The sequence below is a fragment of the Arthrobacter sp. PGP41 genome, assembly GCF_002953935.1.
Lineage (GTDB): Bacteria > Actinomycetota > Actinomycetes > Actinomycetales > Micrococcaceae > Arthrobacter.
Map to the genome: position 1 here is coordinate 4,035,351 of NZ_CP026514.1, position 14,115 is coordinate 4,049,465.

General features: G+C 65.5%; 10 protein-coding genes. 7 read left to right on the top strand and 3 right to left on the bottom strand.

Annotated features, from left to right (window positions below):
• Positions 1-56: 56 nt before the first annotated feature.
• The 7 genes from C3B78_RS18520 to C3B78_RS18550 all read left to right on the top strand — a co-directional run bounded on the left by C3B78_RS18520 (position 57) and on the right by C3B78_RS18550 (position 8,654).
• Positions 57-1,334 carry an ABC transporter substrate-binding protein gene (locus tag C3B78_RS18520; RefSeq protein ID WP_199775292.1) on the top strand — a complete coding sequence of 426 codons (1,278 nt, stop codon included), beginning with the start codon at positions 57-59 and terminating at the stop codon, positions 1,332-1,334.
• Between the two features lie 39 nt (positions 1,335-1,373).
• On the top strand, positions 1,374-2,312 hold the full coding sequence (locus C3B78_RS18525) for a carbohydrate ABC transporter permease (protein ID WP_104999368.1): 939 nt from the start codon (positions 1,374-1,376) through the stop codon (positions 2,310-2,312).
• On the top strand, positions 2,309-3,199 hold the full coding sequence (locus tag C3B78_RS18530; protein ID WP_104999369.1) for a carbohydrate ABC transporter permease: 891 nt from the start codon (positions 2,309-2,311) through the stop codon (positions 3,197-3,199). Before C3B78_RS18525 ends, C3B78_RS18530 begins: the two co-directional genes overlap by 4 nt.
• A gap of 92 nt (positions 3,200-3,291) precedes the next feature.
• Entirely contained in the window at positions 3,292-4,968 is a 1,677-nt protein-coding gene (locus tag C3B78_RS18535) for a glycoside hydrolase family 13 protein (protein WP_104999370.1), read from the top strand.
• The gene (ppgK, locus tag C3B78_RS18540; RefSeq protein WP_104999371.1) at positions 4,968-5,765 is read left to right on the top strand and encodes a polyphosphate--glucose phosphotransferase; all 798 of its coding nucleotides are present in this window, start codon (positions 4,968-4,970) and stop codon (positions 5,763-5,765) included. Before C3B78_RS18535 ends, ppgK begins: the two co-directional genes overlap by 1 nt.
• A 152-nt stretch (positions 5,766-5,917) precedes the next feature.
• Complete coding sequence (locus C3B78_RS18545) at positions 5,918-7,591, top strand: helicase HerA-like domain-containing protein (RefSeq protein WP_104999372.1); 1,674 nt, start codon at positions 5,918-5,920, stop codon at positions 7,589-7,591.
• 70 nt (positions 7,592-7,661) lie between these two features.
• Positions 7,662-8,654, top strand: coding sequence for a hypothetical protein (locus C3B78_RS18550; RefSeq protein ID WP_199775293.1), 993 nt, complete (start codon positions 7,662-7,664; stop codon positions 8,652-8,654).
• A 139-nt stretch (positions 8,655-8,793) separates the two neighbouring features.
• Here C3B78_RS18550 and C3B78_RS18555 read toward each other — a convergent pair whose 3' ends face one another.
• The 3 genes from C3B78_RS18555 to C3B78_RS18565 form a co-directional block, all read right to left on the bottom strand.
• Positions 8,794-9,612, bottom strand: coding sequence for an endonuclease domain-containing protein (locus C3B78_RS18555; protein ID WP_199775294.1), 819 nt, complete (start codon positions 9,610-9,612; stop codon positions 8,794-8,796).
• A 222-nt stretch (positions 9,613-9,834) separates the two neighbouring features.
• Positions 9,835-11,862, bottom strand: a complete 2,028-nt coding sequence (locus C3B78_RS18560; protein WP_104999373.1) for an NHL domain-containing thioredoxin family protein — start codon at positions 11,860-11,862, stop codon at positions 9,835-9,837.
• Complete coding sequence (locus tag C3B78_RS18565) at positions 11,862-14,030, bottom strand: cytochrome c oxidase assembly protein (protein WP_104999374.1); 2,169 nt, start codon at positions 14,028-14,030, stop codon at positions 11,862-11,864. The genes C3B78_RS18560 and C3B78_RS18565 overlap by 1 nt, the downstream gene beginning before the upstream one ends.
• Positions 14,031-14,115: the final 85 nt, after the last annotated feature.

Sequence of the window (14,115 nt, forward strand, 5' to 3'; positions counted from 1 at the left end):
CTCATCCTCATATAGGACCTAAATATAAGATCCAAATAAATTCGACTTAGGAGCCGATGTTGCCACCTTTGACGTCCGCCGGGACGCGAGTCTCCCGTCGCACCTTCCTTGCCGCCTCCGGGGGCGCGTTGGCCGCTTTCGCCCTCGCCGGTTGTGCACCGGGAGGCACACGCCCCACCGTCACGTTCCACCAGTCCAAACCTGAAGCTGTCCCATACTTCCGCGATCTGGCGGCAAAGTTTTCTTCGTCGCAGGACCAGGTCCGCGTCCTGCATGACATGGCGACAAATCTTTCTGCCAGCTTTGTGCGCAGCAGTCCGCCGGATCTCGGTTGCCTCAACTACAACCTTGAGATGGCCAGGTTCATGGAGCGCGGGGCACTCTCGGACCTTTCGGATCTTCCGGCAGCGGCTTCCATCCGGGACGACGTCCTCGACCTTACGAACTGGTATCCCACCTACCCGGGCCGTACGAGCGTCATCCCCTACTCGGTCATGGCTGCCTCAGTCATCTACAACCGCCGCATCTTCGAGCAGAACGGGCTGTCCGTCCCGACAACCTGGGATGAACTGATCGAGGTATGCGAGGTGCTCAAGGCAGCCGGCATCACACCGATCTACGGCACTTTCCGCGACCCCTGGACGATTGCCCAGGGCTTGTTCGACTACACGGTCGGCGGCATGGTCGACGTGCGCGACTTCTACAAGGCAATGCACCGGATCGGCGAGAAGGTCGGACCGGATTCCGAGGTGTCGTTCCAGAAAACGCTGCTTGAGCCAGTGAAGCGCATGGTCCAGCTGACGTCGTACGTCAACCCCGATGCGTCCAGCCGCGGCTACGGGGACGGCAACACTGCCATGGCGCAGGGGCAGGCAGCGATGTACTTCCAGGGGCCCTGGGCCTTCGGAGAGATTGAAAAGGCCGGCACAGATGTGGATCTCGGCACCTTTCCGCTGCCGATGACCGGCGACCCCGCCGACCTGAAGGTCCGCGTTAACATCGACCTTTCGCTCTGGGTTCCCGAAGTCGCCAACGCCCAGGAGGGTGCCCGCGACTTCCTTCAATACCTCATGGAGCCGGAGATCCAGAACTCCTACAACGCCGAATTCCTGGGCTTCGGCACCACCAAGGACGCGCCAGCGGTGACTGATCCCCGGATCGTTGAGATGCAGAAGTACTACGACGACGGCCGCTTCTACATGGGAGCCTCACAGTTCATTCCGAACTCCATTCCCGCCGCGAACTATCTTCAGTCGATCATCGGCGGCGCCGACGTCGAGAGCACACTGCGCCGGCTTGACGCCGACTGGGCGCGCCTGGCTTTCCGCGCGTGACCACCACTTCCGTTCTAATGCACGAAACGAGGACCATTCATGTCATCGACGACTAAGCCTTCCACTAGAGCGGTGGTGACGGCCCCGGCAGCGACCAGAGCGACGGTTGCGCGAAAGCGCCGCCTCGATCCGATCTACTACTTCTTCCTGTTCCCGGCGCTGGCGATTTTCACCCTCGCCGTCACGCTGCCGGCTGTACTCGGATTCGTCTACAGCTTCACGAACTCCGTCGGCTTCGGCGACTTCGACTTCATCGGCATCCGGAACTTCATAGCGGTTTTCCAGGATGAAGGGGTCCTCAGCGCCTACGGCTTCACGCTCGCCTTTGCGCTCGTGACCGTCATCGCCGTCAACGCCGTGGCCTTCCTCCTGGCGCTGGGACTCACGTCCCGTGTCCGCTTCCGCGCTGCACTGCGCACAATATTCGTTATCCCCATGGTGATCTCGGGCATCGTCATCGCGTTCGTCTTCCAGTACCTCTTCTCGAACTCGCTGCCGCTTGTGGGCCAAAGCATGGGAATCGAACCGCTGGCGACGAGCATCCTCGCCAACCCCGATCTGGCGTGGCTGGCGATCGTCTTCGTCGCGGCGTGGCAGTCCATTCCGAGTGCGATGCTGATTTACATCGCAGGGCTTCTCACGGTTCCTGCCGAGGTCTACGAGGCAAGCTCCATCGACGGAGCTTCGCCCTGGCACAACCTGCGGCACATCACCCTGCCGCTCGTCGCCGGGTATGCGGTGATCAATATGGTCCTTGGCTTCAAGAACTACCTCAACGCCTACGACATCATCGTTGGCCTTACCGACGGCGGCCCCGGAGTCGCCACACGCAGCGTCGCGATGTCGATCTTCCGCGGCTTCGAAGGCGGCGACTACGCGTACCAGATGGCCAATGCCGTGATCTTCTTCCTCATCAGCATCGTCATCGCACTCATCCAGCTTCGCTTCACTCGTGGCAAAGGAGGGGTCGCAGCATGAGCAGCGCACCCAGCACCATCACAGCAGGACCCGCGGCCGCCGGGAAGAAACATCCGATCCGCGCCGTCAAAGAACGCAGCAACTGGCCTGCGACCATCGTCCTTATCGTCTGCACGCTCAGCGTGCTCGTCCCGTTGTACGTCACCATCAGCATGGCGTTCAAAACCACCGGCCAGGCGGTGGACGGCAACGCCTTCTCGCTGCCGAGCCCCCTGACCTTCGACAGTTTCGTCCAGGCATGGACGCTCACGAACTTCCCGCGCGGCTTCGGAATCTCGGTGTTCGTGTCCGTGACCGCCGTTGCGGGGGAAATCATCGTGTCGGCGCTGGCAGCCTACGCGATCGTCCGCAACTGGGACCGCCGGCTCTTCCGCTGGTCCTTCTTCTACCTGCTCGCGGCGATGTTCATCCCGTTCCCCGTGGTGGCGCTGCCGCAGATCCAGCTCACGGGCCTTATCGGACTGGACAATCCACTCGGCGTTGCGATCCTGCACATCGTCTTTGCCCTGGCGTTCAACACGATGCTTTTTACGGCCTTCCTGCGCTCCATCCCGCTGGAGCTGGAGGAAAGCATGCGCATTGACGGCGCCGGCACGTGGCAGGTGTTCTGGAAGCTCATCTTCCCCCTGCTCGGGCCGATGAGCGCCACGGTGGGCATCTTCGCCTTCATCGCGTCATGGAACGACTTCATGATGCCGTCACTCATCATTTCCGACCCGGAACTGCAGACGATCCCGGTGCTGCAGAAGATCTTCCAGACGCAGTTCAGCAACAGCTACAACGTCGCCTTCGCCTCGTACCTGATGGCGATGGCGCCGGCGATCGTCGTCTACCTCTTTACCCAGCGCTGGGTAATGTCCGGCCTGACCCAGGGCGCAGTCAAGTGACCCCAGCGGCCCAACCGACCACAGACACAAAAGTAAAGGACCAAGTCTTGCCCTCTATCGCCACCAAGGCAACCAGCACCGGGCCCAAACAGATGACCGACCCCGACTGGTGGCGCCAGGCCTCGGTCTACCAGATTTACCCCCGCAGCTTCGCCGACTCCAACGGCGACGGTATCGGTGACATCAACGGCATCACCGCCAAGGTCCCTTACCTGAAGGCCCTGGGAATCGATGCGGTCTGGCTGAGCCCGTTCTACCCTTCAGCCCTCGCCGACGGCGGCTATGACGTGGACGACTACCGTGACGTTGACCCGCGGCTCGGCACTCTCGAGGACTTCAACGACATGGCCTCCGCCCTGCACTCCGCCGGCATCAAGCTGATCGTGGACATCGTACCCAACCACTCCTCGAACCGCCACGAGTGGTTCCAGGAAGCCCTCGCCTCCCCGAAGGGATCCCCCGCCCGCGACCGCTACATCTTCCGCGACGGACTCGGCGACAACGGTGAACTTCCGCCGTCAGACTGGGACTCCGTGTTCGGCGGTCCCGCCTGGGACCGCATCACAGAACCCGACGGAACTCCGGGGCAGTGGTACATGCACATCTTCGCCAAGGAACAGCCGGACTTCAACTGGGACAACCGCGAGGTTCGCGAAGACTTCCTGAAGACCTTGCGCTTCTGGTCCGACCGGGGAGTGGACGGTTTCCGCATTGACGTCGCCCATGCCCTGACCAAGAACCTCGAAGAGTCCCTGCCCACCAAGGCAGACCTCGAAACCCAGGGCGAGGCGCTGTACCTTGCGGGTGCGCATCCGTACTGGGACCGCGACGAAGTCCACGAGATCTATGCCGAGTGGCGCAAGCTCTTCAACGAGTACAACCCGCCGCGCACCGCTGTTGCCGAAGCCTGGGTCCACGCAGACCGCCGGGCACGCTACGCCAGCCCGGAGGGCCTCGGCCAGGCCTTCAATTTCGACCTGCTGCAGGCAGACTTTGACGGCGCCCAGTACCGGAAGATCATCACCAAGAACCTCGCCGAGGCCCAGGCTTCCGGCGCTTCCTCCACGTGGGTGTTCTCCAACCACGACGTCGTCCGGCACGCCACACGCTACGGGCTGCCGGTCTCCGGACCTTCGGCCGAGGGCGGGATCATGGCCGGCGAGGCAGGCAAGCAGTGGCTGCTGGCCGGCGGCAGGCAGGAAGACGTCGACGTGGAACTCGGCCTGCGCCGCGCCCGAGCCGCCTCATTGCTGATGTTCGCCCTTCCAGGCTCCGCGTACCTCTACCAGGGCGAGGAACTGGGCCTGCAGGAAGTCGGCAGCGAAATCCCCGACGCAGAACGCCAGGACCCGGCCTTCTTCCGCAACAAAGGCGTGGAAATCGGCCGCGACGGCTGCCGCGTGCCGCTGCCCTGGACAGGCTCGGGCACCTCGTTCGGTTTCGGGATCGGCGGTGCCCACCTGCCGCAACCGGAATGGTTCGCAGGCTACTCAGTGGAAGCCCAGCAGGCCCGGGAAGAGTCAACCCTGTCCCTCTACCGCAGGGCGCTGGCCCTGCGGTCACGGCTGCAGACCACCGAAGCGCTGGAATGGCTGGAAACCGGCCGGCCTGACGTCCTGGCCTTCCGGCGCCCCAACGGCGGGACCTCCGTAACGAACTTCGGCACGGAAGCCTTCGAACTGCCCGCCGGCAAGGTACTGGTCTCCAGTTCGCCGCTCACGGCAGGTTCCCTGCCCGGAGCAGCCACGGCCTGGCTCCAGGAAGCGTGATGGCAGGACCCTCGACCGATACCACGGACGTGCCGTCCGGACTGGATTTCGGGATCGGCATCGATGTCGGCGGGACGTGGATCAAGGGCGCAATCATCAACATGGGCAGCGGCACCCCGGTTGGCGGCGTCCGTCGCCTCCGGACACCTGCCTGCGGCACGGTTGATGCAGTCGCAAACACGCTGGACCAGCTCATCGACGAGCTCGAATCCGAAAGCCCCGGCCATAGCGCCCCTGCTGTCGGCGTCGCCATCCCCTCGATAGTCCAACACGGAGTGGCCAGGTCGGCAGCAAACATGGACGCCGGCTGGATCGGACTGGATGTTCAGGCCTACTTGCGGGAACGGCTTGGCCGGCCTGTTTGCGTGGTGAATGACGCCGACGCCGCTGGTATGGCAGAAGCCCATTACGGCGTCGGGAAGGACAAACACGGCGTTGTCCTGGTCCTCACGTTGGGAACGGGCATCGGATCAGCACTCATCGTTGATGGAAAGCTGGTACCCAATTTCGAGCTGGGGCACCTGGAAGTCGGCGGGCACAAGGCAGAATCCCGGGCATCGGCCGTCGCCCGCGAAAATGCAGGGCTCAACTGGATTGAGTACGCGGACCGGCTCCAACAGTACCTGTCACATGTGGAGTTCCTCTTCTCGCCCGACCTGATCATCATCGGTGGGGGAATTTCGGAATGCAGCAACGAATACCTGCCTCGCCTGTCACTGCGCGCCCCGGTCATCCCGGCCAGCCTGGAAAACTCTGCGGGCGTGGTGGGTGCTGCCTTGCAGGCAGCTGCAGCCTGAGGGCATCCGACGAAACCGTCCCCAAAGAGGGGCCGACGGCGGCACTCACCACGGCGCCGTCGGCCCTTCCAACGAAGCTGCCACCCGCCCAAGCGGACCTTAGTCACGAGCACGGACCGGTGCGGGGTTGCGGCCGCCGCTAAGCTAACGCCATGGCCAACAAAACCACAGCAGAGAAGCTTGCCACCCTCCGGAAGGGCTACACGCTGGAAGGCGCCACCATAGAGCTGGGAGCCGCGATCGTGGACGGCGAGCTCCACAAGGACGCGCCGGTGCGGCTGCCGCTTTCCATGATGAACCGGCACGGCCTCGTGGCAGGTGCCACCGGCACGGGCAAGACCGTCACGCTGCACATGATGGCCGAGCAGCTCTCCACCGCCGGCGTGCCGGTATTCCTGGCTGACATCAAAGGTGACCTCTCCGGGCTGGCCACCGCCGCCGTCGGCAGTGAAAAACTCACTGCGCGCACGGAGGGCATCGGGCAGCCATGGCAGGGCAAAACGTTCCCTGTGGAGTTCCTGGCCCTGGGCGGCGACGGCAACGGCGTCCCGGTGCGGGCTACGGTGTCCTCCTTTGGGCCCATCCTGCTCTCGCGGATCATGGAACTGAACGACACGCAGGAATCGAACCTGCAGCTTGTCTTCTATTTCGCGGACAAGAACGGCTTGGAACTCATTGACCTGAAGGACCTCCGGGCGGTGATCCAGTTCCTGACGTCGGCTGAGGGCAAGGACCAGCTCGAGGAACTCGGCGGGCTGTCCAAAGCCACCGCCGGGGTTATCCTGCGCGAGCTTGTAAGCCTTGAGGCGCAGGGGCTGGAAAGGTTCTTCGGGGAACCCGAGTTCGATACCGCGGAGCTGCTGCGGACCGCCCCGGACGGCCGCGGCGTCATCACCTGCCTGGAGCTGCCCACCCTGCAGACCAAGCCCATGCTGTTTTCCACCTTCCTGATGTGGCTGCTCGCCGACCTGTTCGAGGACCTCCCCGAGGCCGGCGACCTGGACAAACCCAAGCTGGTGTTCTTCCTCGATGAAGCCCACCTCCTCTTCAACGACGCCTCCAAGGCCTTCCTGGAGGCCATCACCACCACGGTCCGTCTCATCCGCTCCAAGGGCGTGGGGATCTTCTTCGTCACCCAGACCCCCAAGGACGTCCCCGCCGAGGTCCTGGGCCAGCTCGCCAACCGGGTGCAGCACGCCCTCCGCGCGTTCACCCCCGAGGATGCCAAGGCGCTGAAGGCCACCGTGTCCACCTTTCCGCTCAGCGACTACGACCTCGAGGAAACCCTGACGTCCGCCGGCATCGGCGAAGCCGTCATCACCGTCATGAATGAGAAGGGTGCCCCCACCCCCGTTGCGCTGACCCGCCTGCGGGCGCCCGAGTCCGTGATGGGTCCGAGCGACGAGGCTTTGGTCCGCAGCACCGTGGCGGCTTCAGCCCTGCTGGCCAAGTACGGAACGGCGGTGGACAATCCATCGGCCTTCGAAAAGCTTTCCGGGAAGGCTGCCGCTCCCACTGGGCCGGCTGCCGATGGCCGGGAGGGAGTTCCGGGCGCGGCCGACATCGATGCCGAGGCACGCCGGATCGAAGAAGAGATCCTCGGCCGGCCCAGCAGCCGGCCGGCAGCTTCCGGCGATGGCACGCGCCGCACCCGTGCGGAAGAGCCACGGGAACCACGGCCCGAAGCGCGCGACTCGATGATGGGAGATTTGGGTGATGCGCTGGGCGGCGGCCTGAAGAGCATGGCCAGGTCCATTGGCACGCAGCTTGGCCGCGAGCTGCTGCGCGGGGTGTTCGGCACGTCGTCCCGGCGGCGCCGCCGCTGACCAGGTACCGCATCCGCCACGCCCGACTGCCGCCGTCGGCCGCATGGCAGGTAACGTAATGACAGTGCAGATGAGTCAAGCGTTGGTGAGGATCGCGGCCGGATGGCTGCTGGGACTCATGCTTGCCGTCGCCGGAGCCGTCGTTGCGGTGAACATGGTCAACAATACGGTGGCCGGCCCGCAACAGCCGGTCCGCGAGTATCTGGAGGCACTGCAAAGCGGCGACGGCGGCAAAGCCCTGGGGTTGCTTAAGGCCACTGTGCCGCCCAGCAACGCCGCCATGCTGGATGGCACCGCCCTGCAGACTGCGACGTCCCGGTTCACCAACGTGGATATTGGTGACGCGGAGGAACGTCCGGACAACCAGGTCATGGTGCCCATGCAATACACCATTGACGGCAGCCGGCTCCGCACCGAGTTCCTGCTGGAGAAAACCGGAACCGAGTGGATCTTTTTCAACACGTGGGCCTTTGTGCCGTCGAGGCTTCCCACCATAGATATCACCGTGGTCAATGCCAGCGAGGCCACCGTCAACGGGGTGCCCGTGAACATGCCGAACGGCCGGAACTCCTTTGCGGTGTTCTACCCGGGCGAGTACGAGGCCACCGTGAACGGCCAGTACTTTTCGGCGTCACCCACCAGGGCCACCGTGACGGCGCGGGACGCCCCCGTAGCACCGCTCAACCTCCTTACCCAGGCCACGGACACGCTGAAGAAGGACGTGTCGGCGAAGGTGAAGGAATTCCTGGACAGCTGCGCAGCCGTTGCCGCCAAGGAGCAGAAGCTCCAGCCGGACTGCCCGTTCTATTACGCCAGCAACAACCGGGTGCAGGACGGCAGCATCAAGTGGACCGTGACCGAGTACCCCAACGTCTCCATCGAGCCCTTCGACGGCCGCTGGGTGGTGGCTCCGCTCGACGGCAAAGCCAGGGTTGAGGCCCTCCAGCAAAACCTGTTCACCGGCGCCTGGTACCCCCTCAGCGAAGAGGTGGACTTCAGCTTCACCACCCGGCTGGACGTTTCAGGAGACTCGGTCAAGGTCACGCCGGTGCTGAGCTTCTAGGCCCCGCCACAACGGCCGGTGGCCTGCCTCCGTCAAGCAGGGCACGTTTTTGGCCTCAGCCTCCGGACATTTCCCCGGACTGCCGCGTTTCCCGTCTCCGCAAGTCTCCAAAACCGGGCTCCGCGTGATGCGCGGCTTGCTAGCGCCGGCGACCCAGAACCGCCAGAACCTGGGCCACCATGGCTTCCGGGCGGTACACCACGTCCGAGTAGTAGTACCGGAGGGCTGTGTATCCCTGGAGCACGGACTCGTTATTCCGCCGGTGGTCCTTCTTGACCTGGTTCCACTCGGCGTGGTGCCTCCCGTCCAGTTCCACCACCAGCCATCCGTCCAGCAGCAGGTCAACGTACCCCACCCGTTCCAGGTAGGCCTGAGGCTGAACGGAGATGCCCGCCTGGCGGAAGTAGGTCCGCGCCAGCGTCTCAAGGAGTGAATCCGCGCCCCGGTCCACCCACTGCAGGACCGCCCGCGCTTTGCCGTTGCGCTTGCCGGGAAGGCGCTGCTGGAGGAACCCGACTGTCATGTCGCCCCTGGACACAGCGCTCTCCACCATGACCAGTGATTCAGCGAACGGAAGGCATCGCAACGCGTGAATGAGGACATCAGCGAGGGCTGCAACCGGCCGGTTCGCGCACGGCGGCAGCAGCAATCCCGCGTGGTGGACCGCGTCGGCCCGGACGGCGGCTGCCCTCCGGTGGTAAACGTGGCGGGGTCCGGCCGATGGCAGGGACCAGAGGCTGTGGTAGCCGGCGGCGCTGGAACAGGTCAGCAGCTCCCGGTTCCGCAGCAGGGCAACGAGTCCGGCAGGCGCCGTCGGAAGCGCATAAAGTCCTCGTTCCGGCTGCAGAACCCCGCCGCGGACGGCGCGGCGAAGGGCGGCATCGTCCACGCCGAGCCGGGCAAGCGCGGGCCGGCGGGCAGCACCGCCGCAACGTTCCAAGGCCTTTGACACTTCCATGGGGCCATGGTGGCCACTTTGAGGAGCGTTTGGCAGCGGCACCCTGCGGTATGTGGACAGTCGAGCCGGCAGTGCCGTCACTGCAAGCACCCTTTTGCGACCCTCACGGCCACAGACCCCCGCAAAATCAAGGCCGAGGTAAGGCCCCAATGCCAAAAGGCTGCCGTCCGTGACGTGTCAGTCCCGGACGGCAGCCTTCAGCTAAATTACGACGACGGCGCGTCAGTCCATCCCGCGGAGGTCCAGTACCAGCTCGCGGTCGCCGTCGCCCTGCAACAACACAGGGATGCCCCAGTCCTGCTGGTAGAGGTGGCAGGCGGCGTGGTCCGGGATTTCGCCGTCCTCGGTCTCGGGGCCGTCACAGGCAGCAGCCCGGGCGGTGATGTGCAGGACGCCCTCGGCCACATCAGGCGAAAGCTCCAGCGTCCGCAGCAGCCCCACGGAGGTTCCGCCGCCGGACACCAGGAGCTCCGGCGGGGTGGAGGAGATCTTCAGCTGCGTGGGATCGCCCCAGCGGTCGTCGAGCTTCTGCCCGGTGGGGGCAGTGAAGCGGACGGTCAGCTCAAGGGGCCCAGGCGCCACGGGGCTCTTGGGCCGGTGGGTCTGGACCGCTCCCTCGTCCACCTGCTGGGCTTCCTTGGGGATGGGAACGAACACCACTTGGTGCTTGTTGGCCTCAACCACCACCAGCAGGGGCTCGGAACCGGCCGAGTGCGTGTGGTCAACAATCACGTCTGACGGCTCCAGGAGGCCGCGCGCGAGCGTTGACACCGAGCCCGAGGCGGGGTCGTAGCGGCGGACGGCACCGTTGTAGGTGTCCGCGATCGCCACCGACCCGTCCGGCAGGACAGTCACGCCCAGGGGGTGCTGCAGCCGGGCTTCCGCGGCCGGTCCGTCCCGGAAGCCGAAGTCGAACAGCCCCTTGCCGATGGCGGACTCCACCGTGACGCTGCCGTCGTCCTCAATCACCAGCTTGCGGAGGGCGGACGTCTCGGAATCGGCCACCCAAATGTTCCCGTCGGCGTCCTCGGCCAGGCCGGACGGCTGGGCGAACCAGGCCTCGTGCGGGGCACCGTCCAGCAGGCCCTCCAGCCCGTTGCCGGCCACGATGGCAACAGAGCCGCTGACGGGATCGAAGCTGAAGATCTGGTGCGTCCCGGCCATGGCGATCACCACGGCGTTGAGCTTGCGCGACCAGACAACATCCCACGGCGAACTCAGGGCAACATCCAGCGGGTGCCCGCCTAGCTCGCCGGTGAATCCCGCCGCATCCTCATCCACGCGCGCGGGTCCCGCCTCCAGCAGCCGCTGGACGCCGCTGCCGGCCAGGGTTGAGGCCTTGCCGTCCGCGAGGGACAGTCCGCGGAGACGGTGGTTGACGGAGTCGGCAATAACGACGTCGTAACCCGCCTTGGCTGCCACGTCTTCCGGCAGCAGGACCAGGCCCTGGGGTTCGTTGAACTGGGCCACGGCAGTGTCGCCGGCGGCCGGGCCGTCGGAATAGCCCTTGACACCGGAGCCAAAGGTGCCCAGGACGGTGTGGAAGTCGGTGCCGAGCTCCACCAGGCGGTGGTGGCCGGTATCGGTGACCAGCCACGAGCCCTTCCTTGCCGCGGAACCGGCGGCCGCGGCACCCGCCGCAGTACCGCCGTCGGACGTTCCCGCCAAGGCGCCTGAACCGCGGCCCGGCGGGAGGAAGAGCGCCTTGCCGGGAAAGCGCAGGGTGCCAGACGTGGGTTCGGGGGCCACGTAGGGGCCGGAACCGCGGTGCAGGGTCCCCTTGGCTTCGTGCTGGGCGATGAGTTCGGGAATCAGCACGGCCAGGCCGTCCGCGTGCCCTTCGCCGGAGAGGTGCGCCACGATGTAGCCCTCGGGATCGATGACCACCAGGGTGGGCCAGGCCCGCGCGGTGTAGGCCTTCCAGGTCTCCAGCTCCGGATCGTCCAGGACGGGGTGGTGGATCTCGTAGCGTTCCACGGCGGCGGCCAGGGCCACGGGATCAGCCTCGTGCTCGAACTTGGGCGAGTGGACGCCCACTGTCACCAGGACATCGGAGTACTGTTCCTCCAGCGGCCGCAGCTCGTCCAGGACGTGCAGGCAGTTGATGCAGCAGAAGGTCCAGAAGTCCAGCAGCACGATCTTGCCGCGGAGGGATTCAAGGTCCAGTGATTTGCCGCCGGTGTTCAACCAGTTACGGCCCACCAGTTCGGAGGCCCGGACCCGGGCATGGGTGCGTACGGTTTCGCTCATCAGCGTCCTTCCAGCTTGTTTCGTTCAGCCAGCTTGGCATCGCGTTCAGCCAACTTGGCAAACATATCGTTGTAAGCGGTGAGATCGGCGTCATTATTCCGGTCCGCCGCCCGGTCCACCCGTTTGGTCTCCCGCGCGTCCGACCGGGACCACATGATGGCGACGCCGATCGCCACCAGGAGCGTGGGCACCTCGCCGATGCCCCAGGCCACGGCGCCGCCGGTCTGCTGGTCTGCGAGGGCCGACTGGCCCCAGGCCCTGCCCAGGTTCCCGAAGTAGTCCGCGGCCAGCAGGTTGGTCCCGCCCATGATGGCCACGCCGAAGAACGCGTGGAAGCCCATGGTGGCCAGGAGCAGGACGAGCCGCATGGGGTACGGCGCCCTGAGCGGAAGGGGGTCGGTGCCGATCATGCTCAGGATGAAGATGTACCCGGTCAGCAGGAAGTGCACAATCATCAGCTCGTGGCCCACATGCTCGCGCATGGCGAAGCCGAAAAGGTCCGAGTAGTAGAACAGCACAATGGAGCCGGCGAAGTTCGCAGCGGCAAAGAGCGGGTGGGTGACCAGCTGCGAGAACTTCGAGTGGACGAACACCAGCAGCCACTCACGCGCCCCGCGGGAGCCGTCTCCCCGGGCAGGCAGGGCCCGCAGTGCGAGGGTCACGGGCGCCCCCAGCACCAGGAAGATCGGCGCCACCATGGTCAGCGCCATGTGGTCCACCATGTGCGCGGAGAACAGCACCCGGCCATAGACCGACGGCGGCCCGGAGGTGATGTAGGTGAGCACCATCAGGCCAATGACCCAGTTCACGGTGCGGAACCACTGCCACTTGTCACCGCGCCGGTGGATCTTGGCCACGCCGAGGAGGTAGGACACGAGCCCGAACAGCGCGGCGGCTATCCAGAGCCAGTCCAGGCGCCACTCTGTCAGCCAGCGCTCGGGCGTTAGTTCCGGGGGAAGCTCGTACCCGGTGAGGATGAAGGCCGGCGTGGCATCGGGCGCGAAGGTTGTGGGCTCCGGAGGGGCCGACCGGCCCAACGCGACGGCGACACCGGACGTTGCTCCCATCACCAGGAATTCCGCCAGGACCAGCTGCCAAAGGACACGCCGCGAGGACATCGTGGAGCCCTTCCGGCCCAGCTGGGGGATCACCCACTGCCGGTGCATGAGCCCGATTCCGCCCAGGACCAGGGTGGCCGTCGCCTTGGCCAGGATGAGCTGGCCGTAGGGCGAACCGAAGAGGTCGGCCCAGTTCGTGACCCGGATGCTTGCGTTGATGATGCCGGACGCGAGCACAAGTATGAAGGCGAAGCCCGCGAGCGACGAGAAACGGCGGAGCGTGGGTTCCGTGATGTCGACGGAAGCTGCGGCTTTGGGGCCGGTCAGGATTCCGGACAGCAGGGCCAGCATGATGATGCCGCCCACCCAGGTGCTGACCCCCACGAGGTGCAGGCCCAGGGAGTTGATGGCGCCTTCGTGGTCAGACGAGCTGGAAGAGTGGCCGATCAGGGCCGTGGGTACCAGGCCAGCCAGGGCGAGGATCAGGGTCAGTGCCAGGCCGCCGAGGGACCGCACTCCGAACAGGGCTGTTGTCACGACTGCGGCGATGATGGTGACGGCCAGCCAGGCCCGTCCCGTCTCGATATCCGTCATGAAGTAGACCAAGGCCTGGGTGAACTCGGCGTCGCCGGAGAGACCTTGTCCGGCAACATCAGAGTAAGTGAGGACCAGCACCGCGATGGCGGACAACGTCCACGCTGCACCTGCGGCGGAAGCTACCGTCAGGGCGCGGCTGAAGGCTGGGTGTTCGGGTGCCTCACTGCCCTCTTTGCTCCGGCTGCGGGGCCCCGCGTTCCTGGGAAGGATTCCGACGGCGAAGACCAGGCCGCCGATGACGGTGGCCAGCGAAACATTGTGGATTGCCTTGCTGACGGGGAGTCCCCAACGGACAAGCGCTCCAGGATCAGAGACTGCCCTGGCGCCGGCAGCCCCGGAGAAGACGAGCGCCGCTGCCAGGCCCAGGAAGAGGGCGGCCAGCCCGGCCAGTTGCCATGTCCGGGAGATCCCCAAGGCACCGCTGTCCCCTGCCGGCGCACCGTTTCCCCGTGCTCCCTTGCCGGGAGCGGACGGGGGCCGGGTGGAACGTGGTTTTGCGGCAGAAGACACCATTCCATTGTCCGCTACGCCTGCCCGGGCCGCGAATCGGCTTAAAGGCAAAAGGAGCGGCAACCTGGTGGTTGCCGCTCCTTGTCCG

What these genes read in the sequence shown, in the direction of transcription:
- C3B78_RS18520 (WP_199775292.1), top strand. Translation starts at nt 57, where the DNA reads ATGTTGCCACCTTTGACGTCCGCCGGGACGCGAGTCTCCCGTCGCACC.
- C3B78_RS18525 (WP_104999368.1), top strand. Translation starts at nt 1,374, where the DNA reads ATGTCATCGACGACTAAGCCTTCCACTAGAGCGGTGGTGACGGCCCCG.
- C3B78_RS18530 (WP_104999369.1), top strand. Translation starts at nt 2,309, where the DNA reads ATGAGCAGCGCACCCAGCACCATCACAGCAGGACCCGCGGCCGCCGGG.
- C3B78_RS18535 (WP_104999370.1), top strand. Translation starts at nt 3,292, where the DNA reads ATGACCGACCCCGACTGGTGGCGCCAGGCCTCGGTCTACCAGATTTAC.
- ppgK (WP_104999371.1), top strand. Translation starts at nt 4,968, where the DNA reads ATGGCAGGACCCTCGACCGATACCACGGACGTGCCGTCCGGACTGGAT.
- C3B78_RS18545 (WP_104999372.1), top strand. Translation starts at nt 5,918, where the DNA reads ATGGCCAACAAAACCACAGCAGAGAAGCTTGCCACCCTCCGGAAGGGC.
- C3B78_RS18550 (WP_199775293.1), top strand. Translation starts at nt 7,662, where the DNA reads ATGAGTCAAGCGTTGGTGAGGATCGCGGCCGGATGGCTGCTGGGACTC.
- C3B78_RS18555 (WP_199775294.1), bottom strand. Translation starts at nt 9,612, where the DNA reads ATGGAAGTGTCAAAGGCCTTGGAACGTTGCGGCGGTGCTGCCCGCCGG.
- C3B78_RS18560 (WP_104999373.1), bottom strand. Translation starts at nt 11,862, where the DNA reads ATGAGCGAAACCGTACGCACCCATGCCCGGGTCCGGGCCTCCGAACTG.
- C3B78_RS18565 (WP_104999374.1), bottom strand. Translation starts at nt 14,030, where the DNA reads ATGGTGTCTTCTGCCGCAAAACCACGTTCCACCCGGCCCCCGTCCGCT.